The sequence below is a fragment of the Ruegeria sp. AP11 genome (assembly GCF_056535865.1).
Map to the genome: position 1 here is coordinate 1,566,114 of NZ_JBQFJB010000001.1, position 16,092 is coordinate 1,582,205.

Sequence of the window (16,092 nt, forward strand, 5' to 3'; positions counted from 1 at the left end):
GCTACGACTTTCGTTTCTTGGGCGTGTGTTTAACCAGTTCGGGCATCTGGCGTCTCATGAATTCGTCAAAGAGCGGCACGGTAAATGCGGTTTCACCATGTCGCTGGCTCCAGATCATGCCAAGCTGGATCAGCTGGGCACGTGTGGCTGCAACCTGCGACGGCTCACATCCCAATGCGGCTGCGATATCACCGGTCGCGTAGGGCCCCGGACCCAATTCCGCCATTGCCCGCAGATATTTCTGCTGCACAGGCTTGCACCGATCAAACCGCACGCGGAAGAAACTGGCGTCCAGGTGCCGGATCAGGGATTGCTCGGCCTCTTTGACATTCTCGATTGTAAAGGGGGATGTCTCTGCTGCAATCCAAATATGTGATCCCCATTCCTGCAGAAAATAGGGGTAATTCCTGGATCGATCCAGAACCTGTTGAACTGCATCCGGGTTATAGTCTGCGCCTTCATCGCGGGCAGGTTTCACCAGCGCCTCGGTCGCAGCTTCATTGTCCAGGGATCCGACCTCGGGGAATTCGAACAACCGCTCGGCATAGGATTTTGCATCCCCGGCCAGCTTGGCAATCTGTGGAAGACCGGCCCCAAAAAACACAAAAGGCAACCGCCGCTGCGCCGCATCATGGCAGGTGACGGTGATTGCAGCCAATTCTTCCGACGACAGATACTGCACTTCATCCACAAATAGTGCCACGTGCCGGTCGGCAGCTTGCGCCGCCTCCAGCACCAGGCGCATCATTTCGGAAAAGTCAGTTTCAAAATCACCTGTATCGGCAATTCCCGGGCTGGCCGTTGCACCGAACTCAAACCCTTCGAAGGACAACTGGAACACCGATGCAAAGTTGCGCATCGCGGTTCCCGCCTTGTCCAGCTTATGCCGCAGGTTTTTCTGCGGGCTCAGGCGCAGCAGGATACGTTTGAGCTCCGGAAAGCATCGCTGGGCAAAATCACCGTTTTCAGGGGCTTCGATTTTGACGGTGAAGAAGTTTTCGTCTTCGGCGACATTGAAGACGTGGTTCAGAAGCACGGTCTTGCCGACCCCGCGCAGGCCCAAAAACACCTGCGATCTGCCCGGACGCCCGATCTTGATCCGCTTCAGCGCAGTCTCGGCGGCTTGCAAGATGTCGTCACGTCCGGCAAGTACAAGCGGAGGTGTCCCGGCACCGGGCGTGTAAGGATTGGTAATCTGATCCATGTCGAAGTGTTAGAAGTTACTGAAATTAGTTGCAATGCAAATAATTTCGATAATTTCGCCAAGTTTAGGTAGGATGGTCAATGGCAAAATCAGAATCCAGTGGTGTCACACCAATGATGGCACAATATCTGGAAATCAAAGAGGCCCATGCCGACGCCCTGCTATTCTATCGTATGGGCGATTTCTACGAGATGTTCTTCGAAGACGCCGTCAACGCCGCCGAGGCGCTGGACATCGCCCTGACCAAGCGCGGCAAGCACAATGGCGACGATATCCCGATGTGCGGCGTTCCGGTGCATGCCGCCGAAGGCTATCTGCTGACGCTGATCCGCAAAGGGTTCCGTGTGGCCGTCTGTGAACAGATGGAAAGCCCGGCGGAGGCGAAAAAAAGAGGCTCTAAATCTGTGGTTCGGCGCGATGTCGTGCGTCTGGTCACCCCCGGCACGCTGACCGAAGACGCCCTGCTGGAAGCCCGCCGCCACAACTTTCTGGCCGCCTATTCCGAAGTTCGGGATGAGGCCGCGCTGGCCTGGGCCGATATCTCGACCGGCGCGTTTCACGTGATGCCTTTGACCTCGGTCCGGCTCAGCCCGGAACTGGCGCGGCTGGCCCCGTCCGAGCTGATCGTGGCCGACGGGCTACAGGATAAACTGCACGAACCGGTGCGCGATCTGGGCATCTCGCTGACCCCCATCGGGCGCGCCAGTTTCGACAGCACGGCTGCGGAAAAGCGCATCTGCGGGCTGTTTCACGTGGGCGCGCTGGATGCCTTCGGTGCCTTCGGACGCGCCGAGGTCTCGGCCATGGGTGCGCTGATCGACTATCTGGAGATCACTCAGAAGGGCAAACTGCCCCTGCTGCAAACGCCGCTAAAGGAATCCGAAGACCGCGTGGTACAGATCGACGCCGCCACGCGCCGCAATCTGGAACTGACCCGGTCGCTGTCCGGTGGCCGCGCCGGATCGCTGTTGTCGGTGGTCGATCGCACCGTCACCCCGGGCGGAGCGCGGTTGCTGGAGCAGCGCCTGTCCAGCCCGTCGCGCAATCTGGATGTGATCCATGCCCGACTGGATGCGGTGACATTTGCGACCGAAGACAGCCTGACCACCTCGGACCTGCGTGAGACCTTGCGCAAAACCCCCGATCTGGACCGCGCCCTGTCCCGCCTGTCACTTGATCGCGGCGGCCCCCGCGATCTGGCCGCCATCCGCAACGGCCTGACCCAAGCGGCGGCCATCGCCGAAACCTGCAGCACTCAGGACCTGCCCGTCCTGCTGGCCGCCGCCGTGCAGAACCTTGTCGGCTTCGATGACCTTCTGACCCTGTTGGACGAGGCCCTGATTGCCGAGCCCCCCCTGCTGGCCCGCGACGGCGGTTTCATCGCCCCCGGCTATGATACCGAACTGGACGAAGCCCGCACCCTACGCGACGAAGGCCGCTCGGTCATTGCCGGGTTTCAGCAGAAATATGCGGAACATACCGGCATCCAGTCGCTGAAAATCAAGCACAACAACGTGCTGGGCTATTTCATCGAAACCACGGCCACCCATGCCGAAAAAATGCTGAACCCACCCTTCAGCGAAACCTACATTCACCGACAGACAACCGCCAATCAGGTCCGGTTCACCACTGTCGAACTGTCCGAGATCGAAACCCGAATCCTGAATGCGGGCAATCTGGCCTTGGAGATCGAAAAGCGGCTCTATCAAAGGCTTTCCAGCGAAATACTGACCCTCGCTGCCCGACTGAATCAGGCCGCCCGAGGGCTGGCCGAGCTGGACCTGAGCACCGCCCTCGCCGATCTGGCGCGCGGAGAGAACTGGTGCCGCCCACAGGTCGACACCTCGCGCGCTTTCAATGTGCAGGGCGGTCGACACCCGGTGGTGGAATACGCGCTGCGCCAGCAAAGCGGCGATGCTTTCATCGCCAATGACTGCGACCTGACTGCTGATCAGCGCGCGGCGATCTGGCTGCTGACCGGTCCCAACATGGCCGGTAAATCGACTTTCCTGCGCCAGAACGCCCTGATCGCGCTGCTGGCCCAGATGGGCAGCTACGTCCCGGCGGAACAGGCGCACATCGGCGTCGTCAGTCAGTTGTTCAGCCGCGTCGGCGCGTCGGACGATCTGGCGCGGGGCCGCTCGACCTTCATGGTCGAAATGGTGGAAACCGCCGCCATCCTGAATCAGGCCGACGACCGTGCGCTGGTGATCCTGGATGAAATCGGGCGCGGCACCGCCACCTATGACGGCCTGTCCATCGCCTGGGCCACGCTGGAACATCTGCACGCGGCCAACCAATGCCGAGCGCTGTTTGCCACCCACTACCACGAACTCACCGCACTGGCCGGCAAACTGGAAGGCGTCGACAACGCCACCGTCGCGGTCAAGGAATGGGAAGGCGAGGTGATCTTCCTGCACGAGGTGCACAAGGGCGCCGCCGACCGCTCTTACGGCGTGCAGGTGGCGCAACTGGCGGGCCTGCCGGCATCCGTCGTTGACCGCGCCCGCATCGTGTTGGACCAATTGGAGAAAACCGAACGCGAAGGCGGCAAGCAAAAGGCCCTGATCGACGATCTGCCGCTATTCTCCGCCGCGCCGCCGCCACCGCCGCCCGCACCCAAGGCGTCACCCGTCACCGACATGCTGGCCGACATCCAGCCCGACGAACTCACCCCACGCGAAGCCCTTGACCTCATCTACAAACTGAAAGAGGCGGTCAGATCCTGACCGCCCCTTCATCTTTTCAAAAATACTCTCGCCGAAGGCTTGGCCTCGCAGAGGCCAATCAGCTTGCGGGCGTCGAGGACACGCCAACCTGCGCCGGACGCAACAAGCGGTCATGTAGCATGAACCCTTCGGCCGAGACCTGAATGATGTCACCGGCACGGGTTCCCGGCACGGGTGCCTCGAACATCGCCTCATGCACGTTCGGATCGAACCGGTCGCCGACCTGGGGCGTGATCACCTCGATCCCGTGCTTCTGGAACACGTCCTTCAGCGCCCGCATGGTCAGTTCCACGCCTTCCAGCAGACCTGCGGCAACCTCTTTCTGCTCATCGGTCGCGGCCTCAAGCGCTCGTTTCATGTTGTCGTAAACCGGCAGCATGTCGCGGGCCAGTTTCGATCCGCCATATTGCTCGGCATCCCGACGCGCCTTGTCGCCGCGTTTACGGGCATTCTCTGCATCCGCCAACGCGCGCATGAACTTGTCTTTGTAATCGTCCCGCTCGGCGCGCAGCTCATCAAGCTCCAGCGCCTCTTCGCTGATCTCAGCAAATTCCTCGGCCAGCTCTTCCGCTTCGGCCGCCATGATATCGTCCAGAAAATCTTCGTTCTTGGGCTCTGCCATCTCTTACCCTCTAGCTCCGGTCGGATATCAGCTTGCCGACCAGTTGCGCCGTATAATCCACGATCGGCACGATCCGTCCGTAATTCAGACGTGTGGGCCCGATGACCCCAACCGCACCGATTATCTTACGATCAGCGTTCATATATGGAGACACCACCAAAGAGGAACCCGAAAGTGAGAAAAGTTTGTTCTCAGAGCCGATAAAAATGCGCACACCCTCGCCTTCTTCGGTCAATTCAAGGAATTCAGCGATGTCACGTTTGCGTTCCAGATCGTCAAACAGGGTGCGGATTCGGTCCAGCTCTTCGGCTTGACCGGGCTCACCCAGCAGATTCGCCCGCCCGCGCACGATCAACCGGGCCGAGTCGCCCCCGTCACCGTCCCAGGCCGCCATGCCGCTTTCGACCATGTCGCGTGCCAGCACGTCGATCTCCTGCCGCCGCGCGGCAATCTGGCTTTGCATCTGACGGCGCACTTCGCTGAGGGTGCGGCCTTCGATCAATGCGTTCAGGAAATTCGCCGCCTCGCGCATCGAGCTGGGCGTCTGCCCCGGCGGCGGTGTGAACAGGCGGTTTTCCACCTGACCGTCCGAGAACACCAGCACCACCAGCGCACGGTCATGCGCCAGCGAAACAAACTCGATATGTTTGATTTCTGCCTCATGCTTGGGCGTCAACACCAGCGACGCGCCATGTGTCACGTGTGACAGGGCTGAGCCGACCCGGTCCAGCATCCCGCCCACATCGCCTGCGTTAGAGCCTAAAGTCTCATCCAGCTTTTGCCGATCATCTGCGCCCAGATCACCAACCTCAAGCAAGCCATCCACGAACATGCGCAGACCTTGTTGCGTCGGAATCCGGCCCGCACTGACATGCGGGCTGTCGAGCAGGCCCAGAAACTCCAGATCCTGCATCACGTTGCGCACGGTCGCGGCGCTGACTTTTTCCGACAGGGTGCGGGTCAGGGTGCGGCTGCCGACGGGCTCGCCGCTGTCCAGATAGCTCTCGACGATCAGCCGGAACACTTCGCGCGACCGGTCATTCATCTCGTTCAGAATTTTGCTCGCTTCGCTCATCGGCGGCCCCCTGCTGGATCGTCATTAAATCGCAGGCAAATGAAAGGTCAATCGGGGTTGCATCGTAACGCTGCGGGGCGTTATCCCCAACCCAGTAGATAAAGGAATTCCCATGCGACCCTCTGGACGTGATCTAAACGAAATGCGCGCCGTTTCAATCGAGACGGGCTTTACCAAACATGCCGAAGGGTCTTGCCTGATCAAGATGGGCGACACTCATGTGTTGTGTACCGCCACCATCGAGGATCGCGTGCCACCCTTCATCAAGGGCTCGGGTCTGGGATGGGTCACTGCCGAATACGGCATGCTGCCCCGCGCCACCAATACCCGGATGCGGCGCGAGGCGGCCTCGGGCAAGCAAGGCGGCCGCACGGTGGAAATCCAGCGCCTGATCGGGCGTGCCCTGCGCGCAGGCGTGGACCGGGTTGCATTGGGCGAACGGCAGATCACCGTGGACTGCGACGTGCTTCAGGCCGATGGCGGCACCCGCTGCGCCTCGATCACCGGCGGTTGGGTGGCGCTGCGTCTGGCTGTGAACAAGCTGATGAAGGCGGGCGACGTGATTTCCGATCCGCTGGTCGATCCGGTCGCCGCCGTGTCCTGCGGCATCTATGCCGGTCAGCCGGTTCTTGATCTCGACTATCCCGAAGACAGCGAGGCCGGCGTGGATGGCAATTTCATCATGACCGGCTCGGGTAAGCTGATCGAAGTGCAGATGAGCGCTGAGGGTTCGGTGTTCAGCCGCGCGCAGATGGATCAGCTGATGGATCTGGCAGAAAAAGGTGTGGGCGAACTGGCTGCCGCGCAAAAGGCCGCCACCGCATGACCCGCAGGTTCGACGGCGACAGGCTGCTGGTGGCCACCCACAACAAAGGCAAGCTTGAGGAGATGGCGCATCTGCTGGAACCCTTTGGCGTGACCGTTGTCGGTGCGGGTGAGATGAACCTGCCTGAACCGGAAGAAACCGAGGACACGTTTGTCGGCAATGCCCGGATCAAGGCTCACGCCGCTGCCAGGGCCACCGGCCTGCCTGCGCTGTCGGACGATTCCGGCATCACCATCGACGCGCTGGACGGCGCGCCGGGGGTCTACACCGCCGACTGGGCCGAAACCGGCAATGGCCGCGATTTCCTGATGGCGATGACCCGTGCGCATACCGAGCTGGAGGCGAAGAACGCCCCGCATCCGCGCACCGCGCAATTCCGGTGCACTCTGGTACTGGCCTGGCCCGACGGTCATGACGAGGTGTTCGAGGGCATCGCCCCCGGCCATCTGACCTGGCCGATCCGCGGCAAAGACGGGTTCGGCTATGACCCGATGTTTGTCCCCGACGGCCATGACATTACCTTTGCCGAGATGGATCGTTGGGAAAAGAACAAGATCAGCCATCGCGGACGCGCGGTGGAGATGTTCGTGAAAGGCTGTTTTGACGGATGATTGGCACAACGGGGGCTTTGGCCTGTATGTGCATTGGCCCTTTTGCGAGGCCAAGTGCCCCTATTGCGATTTCAACAGTCATGTTTCAAAAAATATTGATCATAAACAATGGCTTGAAGTGTATCTGAGCGAACTGGACCGCTCTGCCGCTGAAACGCCGGACCGGGTGTTGAACACGGTCTTTTTCGGCGGCGGCACGCCATCGCTGATGGCCCCTGAAACCGTCGCTGCCATCATCGATGCCGCCCGCGCCCTCTGGCGGCCCGCCAATGACATGGAAATCACGCTTGAGGCCAATCCCGGCTCGGTCGAGGCCGGGCGGTTCGCAGCCTATCGTGACGCGGGGGTCAATCGTATCTCAATGGGCGTGCAAGCCCTGAATGACGAAGACCTGCGCCGTCTGGGCCGCATTCATACCGTCGCCGAGGCGCGCGCGGCCTTCGACATTGCCCGCACTTGCTTTGATCGCGTCAGTTTTGACCTGATCTATGCGCGCCAGCACCAAACGCTGGACGACTGGCGCGCAGAACTGACCGAAGCGCTTTCGATGGCCGTTGATCACCTGTCTCTCTACCAGCTGACCATCGAAGACGGCACGGCCTTTGGCGACCGTTATGCGGTAGGCAAGCTGCGTGGCCTGCCCGAAGACGACAACGCCGCCGATATGTATCTGGCCACGCAGGAGATTTGCGAAGCGCATGGCCTGCCCGCCTATGAGGTGTCAAACCACGCCCGTCCCGGCGCGGAATCCCAGCACAACCTTATCTATTGGCGCTATGGAGATTATGTCGGCATCGGCCCCGGCGCGCACGGGCGGGTCACGCTGAACGGTCATAAATTCGCGACCGAGACGCATCTGGCCCCGTCAAAATGGCTCAATGCCGCCAAGGACGGTTCCGGGGAAAGCCATCGATCAGAGCTTAGCGTACAGGATCAAGCTGCTGAATACCTTATGATGTGTCTCCGAATCTCCGAAGGCCTAGATGTAGATCGATACCATGTGCTGTCGGGCGCAACTTTAGCGCAGGCCAAGCTCAGGTCTCTGACTGAATTAGGCATGATTTCCATCGAAAATAACCGATTGCGCGCAACCGCCGATGGGCGTGCAATTCTGAATGCCGTTATCCGGGAATTGTTGGAGTAGATTATGCAGTACCTCTGGGCCGGTCTGGGATTGCTCTGCGTTGCGCTTGCCATGATTGGCGTCGCCTTGCCATTGCTTCCAACCGTCCCGTTCCTTCTGCTGGCCGCGTTTTTCTTTGCCCGCTCATCGTCGCGGCTGCACAATTGGTTGCTGACGCACCGTACCTTCGGACCCATGATCGTTGACTGGCAAAGCTCGGGCGCAATCCGCCCAGCGGCAAAAAAGGCAGCCACCGTTTCGGTTGCTGCCGTATTTGGCTTCTCAGCGCTGATTTCGGTTCCGAGCCACGTCCTGATCATCCAGGCCGTGGTGCTTGGTTGTGTTATGGCCTTTATCTGGACCCGCCCTAACGGCTGAGCTTGGCACACAGATCATCCAGCTGATCCAGGTTTTCATAGGTCAACACAACCTGCCCAGTTTCCGATCCGACCTTGTGGTTGATCGCCACTTTCATCGCCAGAATGGCCGACAGGTCCTTCTCAAGCGCTCTTGTATCCGCATCCTTGCCCGCATTCAGATCCCGGGACCGTGGCGCTGGCTTGTCAGACCCGCCTTGCTGCTTCTTCACCAGAGCTTCGGTCGCACGCACCGACAGTCCATCCCGAACCACCTGTTTCGCCAGTTCCGAGGGATTCTCCGCAGTGATCAGGGCGCGTGCATGACCCGCTGAAAGCTTACCCTCAATGACCAAGGTCTGCACATCCATCGGCAATGACAGCAGGCGCAGCAGATTGGCGATGTGACTGCGGCTCTTACCCAAGGCCTCGGCCAGTTTTTCCTGCGTGTGGCCAAACCGGTCCATCAATTGCTTGAAACCGGCAGCTTCTTCCACTGCGTTCAGATCAGCACGCTGGATGTTTTCGATGATGGCGACTTCCAGCACCTCGGTATCATCAAATTCTCGCACAATGACTGGAATTTCATGCAGTTGCGCCATCTGAGCCGCGCGCCAGCGACGTTCGCCCGCAACAATCTCGTACTGCCCACCCGAGATGCTGCGCACGATCAGAGGCTGAATGATCCCCTTTTCCTTGATCGAGGCTGCAAGCTCGTCCAGCTGCTCTTGTGCGAACCGGCGGCGCGGCTGATCCGGGTTGGCCTGCAATTTCTCAATCGGGACCTTCAGATCCGGGCGGCGCGGCGCGGCTGAAATCCGGCCATCCGCTTCGGGCGCCACATCAGCCATCAGCGCCGACAAACCGCGACCCAACCCACGGGATTTGCTTTTCTTGACGCTCATTATGCCCTCCTGACGACCGCTTAAGCGGCTATTTTGTTGTTCTTGTGCATGATCTCGCGGGCCAGATGCCGATAAGCCATCGCCCCCAGAGACCCGGAATCATACTGCAAAACCGGCAGCGCATAAGACGGCGCCTCGCTGACCCGCACATTCCGGGGTATTTTGGTTTTAAATACCATCTCACCCAGATTGTCACGCGCATCCTTTTCGACCTGACGGGACAAGTTGTTGCGGTTGTCATACATGGTCAACACAACACCTTCGATTCTGAGGTCAGGATTAGCGGTCTGCCGCACCTCTCGAATGGTCAACATCAGCTGAGACAGACCCTCAAGAGCAAAAAACTCGCTCTGCAGCGGCACAAGCACCGAATGCGCCGCAACCATCGCGTTCACGGTGAGCAAATTCAGAGAGGGCGGACAATCGATCAGAACGAAATCAAACCCAAAACCGTCTATCGCGGTCTGACGCAGGGCATCATGCAGCAGATAGCTGCGTTTCTCGTTCGAAATCAGTTCGATATCCGCCGAACTAAGATCCACAGTTGCCGGGACAACAAACAGACCTCCGATCTCGGTTTCCTGAACGACAGCTTCAAGCGGGGCATCATCCAGGATCAGATCATAGGTCGTCCAATCCCGATCCTCGACACCCAAACCTGTCGACGCATTGCCCTGCGGATCAAGGTCTACGACCAGAACCTTGCATCCGGCCTCGGCCAAACCAGCGGCCAGATTGATCGCTGTCGTTGTCTTTCCCACTCCGCCCTTCTGATTGGCGACCGCGATAATCCGGGGCCCGGCGGGGCGAGACAGATCAACCACGAGTGACTCCTTTGATCCTAAGGATAACGGCTTGGGGTTCAGTTAAACTTGTAATCGGCTCGGCGTTGAAATTCCATTCCTTGCGCGCATCGTCCAGTTCTTTTTTCCAGCTTGCGCCTTTTGGCAACAAAGCAATGCCGTCCGGCGCTAAATGTCTGTCGCAAAAGGACAATAAACGTGACAGATCTGCAAGCGCCCGGGCGGACAATATATCTGCCTGCAATGGTTCAATCGTCTCGATTCGCCGAGATAACACCTTGCAGTTCGCTCCACATTCGCGTGCAGCGTTGCGCAAGAAGGCCGCTTTACGCTGATCGCTTTCGATGAGTGTGAAGAGCATGTCCGGGGCTGCCTCACGCGCCATGATTGCGCAGACCAGGCCCGGGAAACCGCCGCCGCTGCCCAAATCAATCCAATGATCTGCCGGTTCTACGCAGTGAAATACCTGAATCGAATCCTGAATGTGACGTGTCCAGATTTCCTTCAGGCTGTTGCGGGAAACCAGATTGATTTTCGGATTCCAACGCTCAACCAGATCAACATATGTACCCAGGCGATCCAATGTTTCACGTGAAACATTCATGGAATCAGGCGTCACATCTTGCCCTGCGCTCATGCTTTGCGCACCTTCATATCGCGACGAAGCTTTGCCAGAACAAGAGTCAGCGCCGCAGGCGTCACACCTTCGACCCGCCCAGCTTGCGCGATGTTTTCCGGCTTCGCCTGAGTCAATTTTTGCTTCATTTCAGCCGAAAGACCATCGAGACCAAAATAGTCAAAACCCCTTGGAATCACGTGGGATTCGTCACGCTTCATGGCTTCAACATCTCTCTGTTGCCGAGCGATATAGTTGGCATAGAGCGCATCACGTTCAATCTGGCGACGCGTCTCAGTATCCGTGTCGACCAACTCCGAATCAAGCGCTATCAGATCTTCGAAGGTGACATCCGGAAATGCAAGAATCGCCATACCATCTCGACGATTTCCGTCCTGGTTGACGTCGATGCCTGCAGCACGAACTTCTTTCGGGGTATATGTCCGCACGGTCAACTTTGCCCTAGTATCCTGCAGCTTATCCAACTTTTCCGAAAATACGGCCCGGCGGTGTTCTCCTACGCACCCGACATCAATGCCCAGCGGGGTCAGCCTTTGGTCCGCATTATCTGCACGAAGGGACAGTCGGAATTCGGCCCGCGACGTGAACATGCGATATGGTTCAGCGACACCACGCGTTGTCAGGTCATCGATCATAACACCGATATAGCTATTGGAACGTGTGAACATCACCGGTTCCCGTCTCTTAACTTCACATGCAGCGTTTAATCCCGCCACCAGCCCCTGTGCTGCCGCCTCTTCGTATCCTGTGGTCCCATTGATCTGACCCGCAAGATATAGACCTGGTACATCAGGAAGCGACAAGGACGCGGTTAGTACGCGCGGATCGACATAGTCGTATTCAATTGCGTAACCCGGTTGCAGGATCTCTGCGCGCTCAAGCCCTTTGATCGAATGCACATATTGCTGTTGCACATCCTCGGGTAACGAGGTCGAAATACCGTTAGGATAGACGTTGTGATCATTTACACCTTCAGGCTCCAGAAATATCTGATGCGAGTCCTTATCTGCGAACCTGACGATCTTATCTTCGATCGAGGGGCAGTATCTGGGTCCGACCCCGTCAATGTGACCACCATACATCGCGGATCGCGACAGGTTGCGCTCAATGATTTCATGGGTTTGTGCGTTGGTATGGGTAATACCGCAGGTAATTTGAGGCGCCGAAACGGATTTGGAAAGGAACGAAAACAGTGTTGGCTCCGGATCGCCGTCCTGTCGTTCGAGGCTATCCCAATCGATTGTCCGGCCATCCAGTCGCGGTGGTGTACCTGTTTTCAGGCGCGCCATCGGAAGTTCGAATCCATCCAAACGCTCTGCCAGCTTTACCGAAGGGCGATCCCCCATACGGCCGCCAGGTTTTGATACGTCGCCAATATGAATCACGCCACGCAAAAAGGTTCCTGATGTCAGGATCACAGTTTTTGATGAAATTTCAGACCCATCCGCAAGAACGACTCCCGTAACACGATTTCCGTCTAACTGAAAGTCGGTCACCTCACCAGTGATGATGGTCAGGTTCGGTTGGCGCCGCGTCTCTTCAACCATTGCCGCCCGATACAAAGCGCGGTCAGCCTGCGCGCGCGGTCCTTGCACGGCCGGACCTTTGCGACGGTTCAAAAGACGGAATTGAATCCCGGCCTTGTCTGCAACACGGCCCATTACCCCATCAAGCGCATCGATTTCTCTGACCAGATGACCCTTACCAAGCCCTCCGATCGCAGGATTGCACGACATCACGCCCATATCCCGGTCAGACAAGGTAACCAACGCCGTCGAAACACCCATACGTGCAGCAGCATGGGCAGCTTCAGCTCCGGCGTGGCCGGCACCAATCACAACAACGTCAAAGTCTGAATGTTTCACGTGAAACACTCCTTATTTACCCAGGCAGAACGAAGCGAATATCTCATCAAGAAGAGTTTCAACGTCTATCCTGCCCACCAAGGATTCAAGTGCGCGAATGGCAGTTCGCAGTTCTTCCGCCGCTATATCATACATATCGGGCCCCGATTCCAGAACCGCCTGCGCAGCAGCCAGTGCTTCACTGGCGCGCATCATGGCAGCACGGTGCCTTTCTCGCGTTGCAATACCATGGCTGGTGGTACGTTGATTCAACACACGCGATATGTTGTTTATGAGTCTATCGATCCCCTGCCCTGTTTTACCCGATATGCCATCCGCAGAGCCTTCACGCAGATCGGACTTTGGTAAAACATGAATGTCGTCTGCCTGCATCGCAATACCCAACGCATTCGGGTCATCAGTCAGAAATACACGCAAATCAGCAGCGTCGGCGCGATTGCGTGCCAGCACGATGCCAAGATTTTCGACATGATCTTCAGTTTCGCGCAGCCCAGCCGTATCCAACAGGGTAACAGGCAATCCAGCCAAATCCATCCGAACTTCAATCACATCGCGTGTGGTACCCGCGTATTCCGAGGTTATCGCGGCTTCCCGACCCGCCAGAGCATTCAGCAATGTTGATTTCCCGGCATTTGGAAGACCAACAATGGCCACCTCAAATCCGGTACGGATTCGCTCAGCAATCTGAACCCCGGAGGCCTCGCGCGTCAGATCCGCATTCACGCCAGAGATCAGGCTGTGCACTTCAGGGGTGACGTCGGTTGGCACCTCTTCATCGGCAAAATCGATCACAGCTTCCAGCAATGACGCCGCGCGGATTAAATCCCGTCGCCAGCCCTCAGCCAGGGATCCGAGCGCTCCGGCCAGAATGGTCTGTGCCTGTTTGCGTTGCGCTTCCGTTTCAGCGTCGATCAGGTCAGCAAGCCCTTCGACCTGTGTCAGGTCCATCTTGCCATTTTCTAATGCGCGGCGTGTGAACTCACCCGGCTCCGCCAAACGTAGCCCGACCATGTCCGACAGGCAGCGCAACACCGCATCAACCGAAGCGGTACTGCCATGGATTTGCAGCTCGGCCACATCTTCGCCGGTAAAGCTGGCCGGTGCCTGAAAGGTCAGTACCAAGCCATCATCCAGACGCGCGCCGTCAAGCGTGCGCAGCGTGCGCAAATGCATCCCGCGTGGTGGCAATCCGCCACCCGCAAGAACATTTGCCGCTTCATGGGCTTCAGGCCCCGAAAGGCGAATAACCGCTACACCTGCTTTACCCTGGGCGCTGGCCAGGGCGAATATCGTATCCATGCATAGCCCCCGCGTCAGTGCCGGACCGGCGTCAGGTGTTCATCGAGTCGAAGAATTCCGAGTTCGTCTTGGTCTGCTTCAACTTGGACAACAGGAATTCGATTGCGTCGGTGGTCCCCATCGGGTTGAGGATGCGGCGCAGCACGAAAGTCTTGGCCAGATCGCCCTTGTCGACCAGCAGATCCTCTTTCCGGGTACCAGATTTGAGGATGTCGATGGCCGGGAATACGCGCTTGTCCGCGATCTTGCGGTCCAGAACAATTTCCGAGTTACCGGTGCCTTTGAATTCTTCAAAGATCACCTCGTCCATCCGGCTGCCGGTGTCGATCAGCGCAGTGGCGATGATGGTCAGCGAACCGCCCTCTTCAATGTTCCGCGCGGCGCCGAAGAACCGTTTGGGACGTTGCAGAGCGTTTGCGTCCACACCACCGGTCAAAACTTTACCCGAGGATGGCACCACAGTGTTGAAAGCTCTACCAAGTCTTGTGATCGAATCGAGAAGAATAACAACATCTCGTTTATGTTCGACCAGACGCTTGGCTTTTTCGATTACCATTTCCGATACGGCGACGTGACGCGTCGCCGGTTCGTCGAAGGTCGAGGACACAACCTCCCCCTTCACCGAACGCTGCATGTCGGTCACCTCTTCGGGGCGTTCGTCGATCAGCAGGACGATCAGGTAACACTCGGGGTGGTTCTGTTCGATGGAATGCGCGATGTTCTGCAGGATCACCGTCTTACCGGTTCGCGGCGGGGCCACGATCAGCGACCGCTGGCCCTTACCGATGGGCGAGACCAGATCGATCACCCGGGCCGACTTGTCCTTGATTGTGGGATCTTCGATCTCCATCTTCAGACGCTCATCGGGGTACAGCGGCGTCAGGTTGTCGAACAGAATCTTGTGTTTGGCTTTCTCGGGCTCTTCAAAGTTGATCTTGGTAACTTTGATCAGCGCAAAATACCGCTCGTTCTCATCCGGGGCTTTAATGTCCCCTTCCACCGTGTCGCCGGTGCGCAGCGAGTGCTGGCGGATCATGTCGGGCGAGACATAGATGTCGTCAGGACCCGGCAGATAGTTGGCCTCGGGCGAGCGCAGGAAACCGAACCCGTCCTGCAGCACTTCCAGAACGCCATCGCCGCCGACGGTCCAGCCCTCATCCGCGCGCTCGCGCAGGATCTGGAACATCATCTCGCCCTTGCGCATGGTCGAGGCGTTTTCGATCTCCAGCTCTTCGGCCATGGCCAGAAGGTCTTTGGGGCTTTTGGCCTTCAGGTCGGCCAGATTCAGGGATTCAGTGGACATGATATATACCTTCACCGCTGACGCGCGGCACGAAGTGGAATTTCAGTACGGAAGATACGCCGCCCGGACGGGCGTGTTGACACCTTACATAAGCGCGACAGCCGCCCGAGTCAAACAGGCCCTCAGAACTTCAGAACGACCGCCAGGACGATGGCAACCATCAGAATGGTCGGAACCTCGTTCATCATGCGATACTGCCGTCCAGTGAGCTTATTTCGCCCCTCTACGAAATCCCTGCGCCGGGCCATCAGCCAATGATGGAACCAGGTCATCCCGATCACGGCCGCGCCCTTTATCCAGGGCCATGACCAGTCCCACCCGACAATGCCGGGGGTGAACACCATGATCAGCCCGCAGACCCACGCCACAACCATCGCCGGGCGCATGATTACACGCAGCAGCTTTTCTTCCATTTCAAAGAAAATCTGCTCTGCGCCCTCAACCGCCTGCGCCTTTTCAACATGATAAACAAACAGTCTGGGCAGATAGAACAATCCGGCCATCCAAGAAATCACGGCCATGATGTGCAGTGCTTTCACCCATGGATAGATCGAGAAAAGAAGATCGGTCATTCCGGCTCCGAACGTTGTTCGGAACCCTCCCTAATAAAAAAATATGAAAAGAAAAAGGATGATGGTTTTGTAGGGTGATCAGAATCCGTGGATTACTTATTTACCCATCTGTTTTCCCCAGCATGGATAAGTTCACGGCAGGGTACCGTGATTCTGTTGAGT

15 protein-coding genes are annotated in these 16,092 nt (G+C 58.0%); 5 read left to right on the forward strand and 10 right to left on the reverse strand.

Features of this window, described 5'->3' with window-relative positions:
• Nucleotide 1: 1 nt before the first annotated feature.
• Complete coding sequence (locus tag ACR3E4_RS08100; protein WP_480534938.1) at nt 2-1,204, reverse strand: ATP-binding protein; 1,203 nt, start codon at nt 1,202-1,204, stop codon at nt 2-4.
• 113 nt (nt 1,205-1,317) lie between these two features.
• Here ACR3E4_RS08100 and mutS point away from each other — a divergent pair, with 113 nt between their 5' ends.
• Nucleotides 1,318-3,933, forward strand: a complete 2,616-nt coding sequence (gene mutS / locus ACR3E4_RS08105) for a DNA mismatch repair protein MutS (RefSeq protein WP_480535070.1) — start codon at nt 1,318-1,320, stop codon at nt 3,931-3,933.
• A gap of 58 nt (nt 3,934-3,991) precedes the next feature.
• Here mutS and ACR3E4_RS08110 read toward each other — a convergent pair whose 3' ends face one another.
• Together ACR3E4_RS08110 and hrcA are read right to left on the reverse strand one after the other, a co-directional pair.
• The gene (locus tag ACR3E4_RS08110) at nt 3,992-4,555 is read right to left on the reverse strand and encodes a nucleotide exchange factor GrpE (RefSeq protein ID WP_480534936.1); all 564 of its coding nucleotides are present in this window, start codon (nt 4,553-4,555) and stop codon (nt 3,992-3,994) included.
• 10 nt (nt 4,556-4,565) lie between these two features.
• A complete protein-coding gene (hrcA, locus tag ACR3E4_RS08115; protein WP_480534934.1) occupies nt 4,566-5,630 on the reverse strand; it encodes a heat-inducible transcriptional repressor HrcA in 1,065 nt (354 codons plus the stop codon).
• A gap of 112 nt (nt 5,631-5,742) precedes the next feature.
• Between hrcA and rph the strand changes: the two genes are divergently transcribed.
• The 4 genes from rph to ACR3E4_RS08135 are packed head-to-tail and all read left to right on the forward strand — an operon-like array spanning nt 5,743 to nt 8,568.
• Entirely contained in the window at nt 5,743-6,456 is a 714-nt protein-coding gene (gene rph / locus ACR3E4_RS08120) for a ribonuclease PH (RefSeq protein WP_170712218.1), read from the forward strand.
• Nucleotides 6,453-7,067, forward strand: coding sequence for an RdgB/HAM1 family non-canonical purine NTP pyrophosphatase (gene rdgB, locus ACR3E4_RS08125; RefSeq protein ID WP_480534932.1), 615 nt, complete (start codon nt 6,453-6,455; stop codon nt 7,065-7,067). Before rph ends, rdgB begins: the two co-directional genes overlap by 4 nt.
• Nucleotides 7,057-8,211 carry a radical SAM family heme chaperone HemW gene (hemW, locus tag ACR3E4_RS08130; RefSeq protein WP_480534930.1) on the forward strand — a complete coding sequence of 385 codons (1,155 nt, stop codon included), beginning with the start codon at nt 7,057-7,059 and terminating at the stop codon, nt 8,209-8,211. The genes rdgB and hemW overlap by 11 nt, the downstream gene beginning before the upstream one ends.
• Nucleotides 8,212-8,214: 3 nt before the next feature.
• Nucleotides 8,215-8,568, forward strand: coding sequence for a YbaN family protein (locus tag ACR3E4_RS08135; RefSeq protein ID WP_480534928.1), 354 nt, complete (start codon nt 8,215-8,217; stop codon nt 8,566-8,568).
• Here the strand turns inward: ACR3E4_RS08135 and ACR3E4_RS08140 are convergent.
• From ACR3E4_RS08140 to ACR3E4_RS08170, 7 genes are all read right to left on the reverse strand, one after another.
• Nucleotides 8,558-9,451, reverse strand: a complete 894-nt coding sequence (locus ACR3E4_RS08140; RefSeq protein ID WP_480534926.1) for a ParB/RepB/Spo0J family partition protein — start codon at nt 9,449-9,451, stop codon at nt 8,558-8,560. The genes ACR3E4_RS08135 and ACR3E4_RS08140 overlap by 11 nt on opposite strands.
• Before the next feature lie 20 nt (nt 9,452-9,471).
• Complete coding sequence (locus ACR3E4_RS08145) at nt 9,472-10,275, reverse strand: ParA family protein (protein ID WP_480534924.1); 804 nt, start codon at nt 10,273-10,275, stop codon at nt 9,472-9,474.
• Nucleotides 10,268-10,891, reverse strand: coding sequence for a 16S rRNA (guanine(527)-N(7))-methyltransferase RsmG (gene rsmG, locus ACR3E4_RS08150; RefSeq protein ID WP_480534922.1), 624 nt, complete (start codon nt 10,889-10,891; stop codon nt 10,268-10,270). Before rsmG ends, ACR3E4_RS08145 begins: the two co-directional genes overlap by 8 nt.
• The gene (gene mnmG / locus ACR3E4_RS08155; RefSeq protein ID WP_480534920.1) at nt 10,888-12,756 is read right to left on the reverse strand and encodes a tRNA uridine-5-carboxymethylaminomethyl(34) synthesis enzyme MnmG; all 1,869 of its coding nucleotides are present in this window, start codon (nt 12,754-12,756) and stop codon (nt 10,888-10,890) included. Before mnmG ends, rsmG begins: the two co-directional genes overlap by 4 nt.
• 12 nt (nt 12,757-12,768) lie before the next feature.
• Complete coding sequence (gene mnmE / locus ACR3E4_RS08160) at nt 12,769-14,055, reverse strand: tRNA uridine-5-carboxymethylaminomethyl(34) synthesis GTPase MnmE (RefSeq protein ID WP_480534918.1); 1,287 nt, start codon at nt 14,053-14,055, stop codon at nt 12,769-12,771.
• A 31-nt stretch (nt 14,056-14,086) separates the two neighbouring features.
• Nucleotides 14,087-15,358, reverse strand: coding sequence for a transcription termination factor Rho (gene rho, locus ACR3E4_RS08165; RefSeq protein WP_480534916.1), 1,272 nt, complete (start codon nt 15,356-15,358; stop codon nt 14,087-14,089).
• Nucleotides 15,359-15,480: 122 nt separating this feature from the next.
• Entirely contained in the window at nt 15,481-15,930 is a 450-nt protein-coding gene (locus ACR3E4_RS08170; RefSeq protein ID WP_480534914.1) for a CopD family protein, read from the reverse strand.
• Nucleotides 15,931-16,092 lie beyond the last annotated feature (162 nt).

Excerpts from the sequence above, each read along its gene's own strand:
- ACR3E4_RS08100 (WP_480534938.1), bottom strand. The coding sequence starts at position 1,204 with ATGGATCAGATTACCAATCCTTACACGCCCGGTGCCGGGACACCTCCG.
- mutS (WP_480535070.1), top strand. The coding sequence starts at position 1,318 with ATGATGGCACAATATCTGGAAATCAAAGAGGCCCATGCCGACGCCCTG.
- ACR3E4_RS08110 (WP_480534936.1), bottom strand. The coding sequence starts at position 4,555 with ATGGCAGAGCCCAAGAACGAAGATTTTCTGGACGATATCATGGCGGCC.
- hrcA (WP_480534934.1), bottom strand. The coding sequence starts at position 5,630 with ATGAGCGAAGCGAGCAAAATTCTGAACGAGATGAATGACCGGTCGCGC.
- rph (WP_170712218.1), top strand. The coding sequence starts at position 5,743 with ATGCGACCCTCTGGACGTGATCTAAACGAAATGCGCGCCGTTTCAATC.
- rdgB (WP_480534932.1), top strand. The coding sequence starts at position 6,453 with ATGACCCGCAGGTTCGACGGCGACAGGCTGCTGGTGGCCACCCACAAC.
- ACR3E4_RS08135 (WP_480534928.1), top strand. The coding sequence starts at position 8,215 with ATGCAGTACCTCTGGGCCGGTCTGGGATTGCTCTGCGTTGCGCTTGCC.
- ACR3E4_RS08140 (WP_480534926.1), bottom strand. The coding sequence starts at position 9,451 with ATGAGCGTCAAGAAAAGCAAATCCCGTGGGTTGGGTCGCGGTTTGTCG.
- rsmG (WP_480534922.1), bottom strand. The coding sequence starts at position 10,891 with ATGAGCGCAGGGCAAGATGTGACGCCTGATTCCATGAATGTTTCACGT.
- mnmE (WP_480534918.1), bottom strand. The coding sequence starts at position 14,055 with ATGGATACGATATTCGCCCTGGCCAGCGCCCAGGGTAAAGCAGGTGTA.
- rho (WP_480534916.1), bottom strand. The coding sequence starts at position 15,358 with ATGTCCACTGAATCCCTGAATCTGGCCGACCTGAAGGCCAAAAGCCCC.
- ACR3E4_RS08170 (WP_480534914.1), bottom strand. The coding sequence starts at position 15,930 with ATGACCGATCTTCTTTTCTCGATCTATCCATGGGTGAAAGCACTGCAC.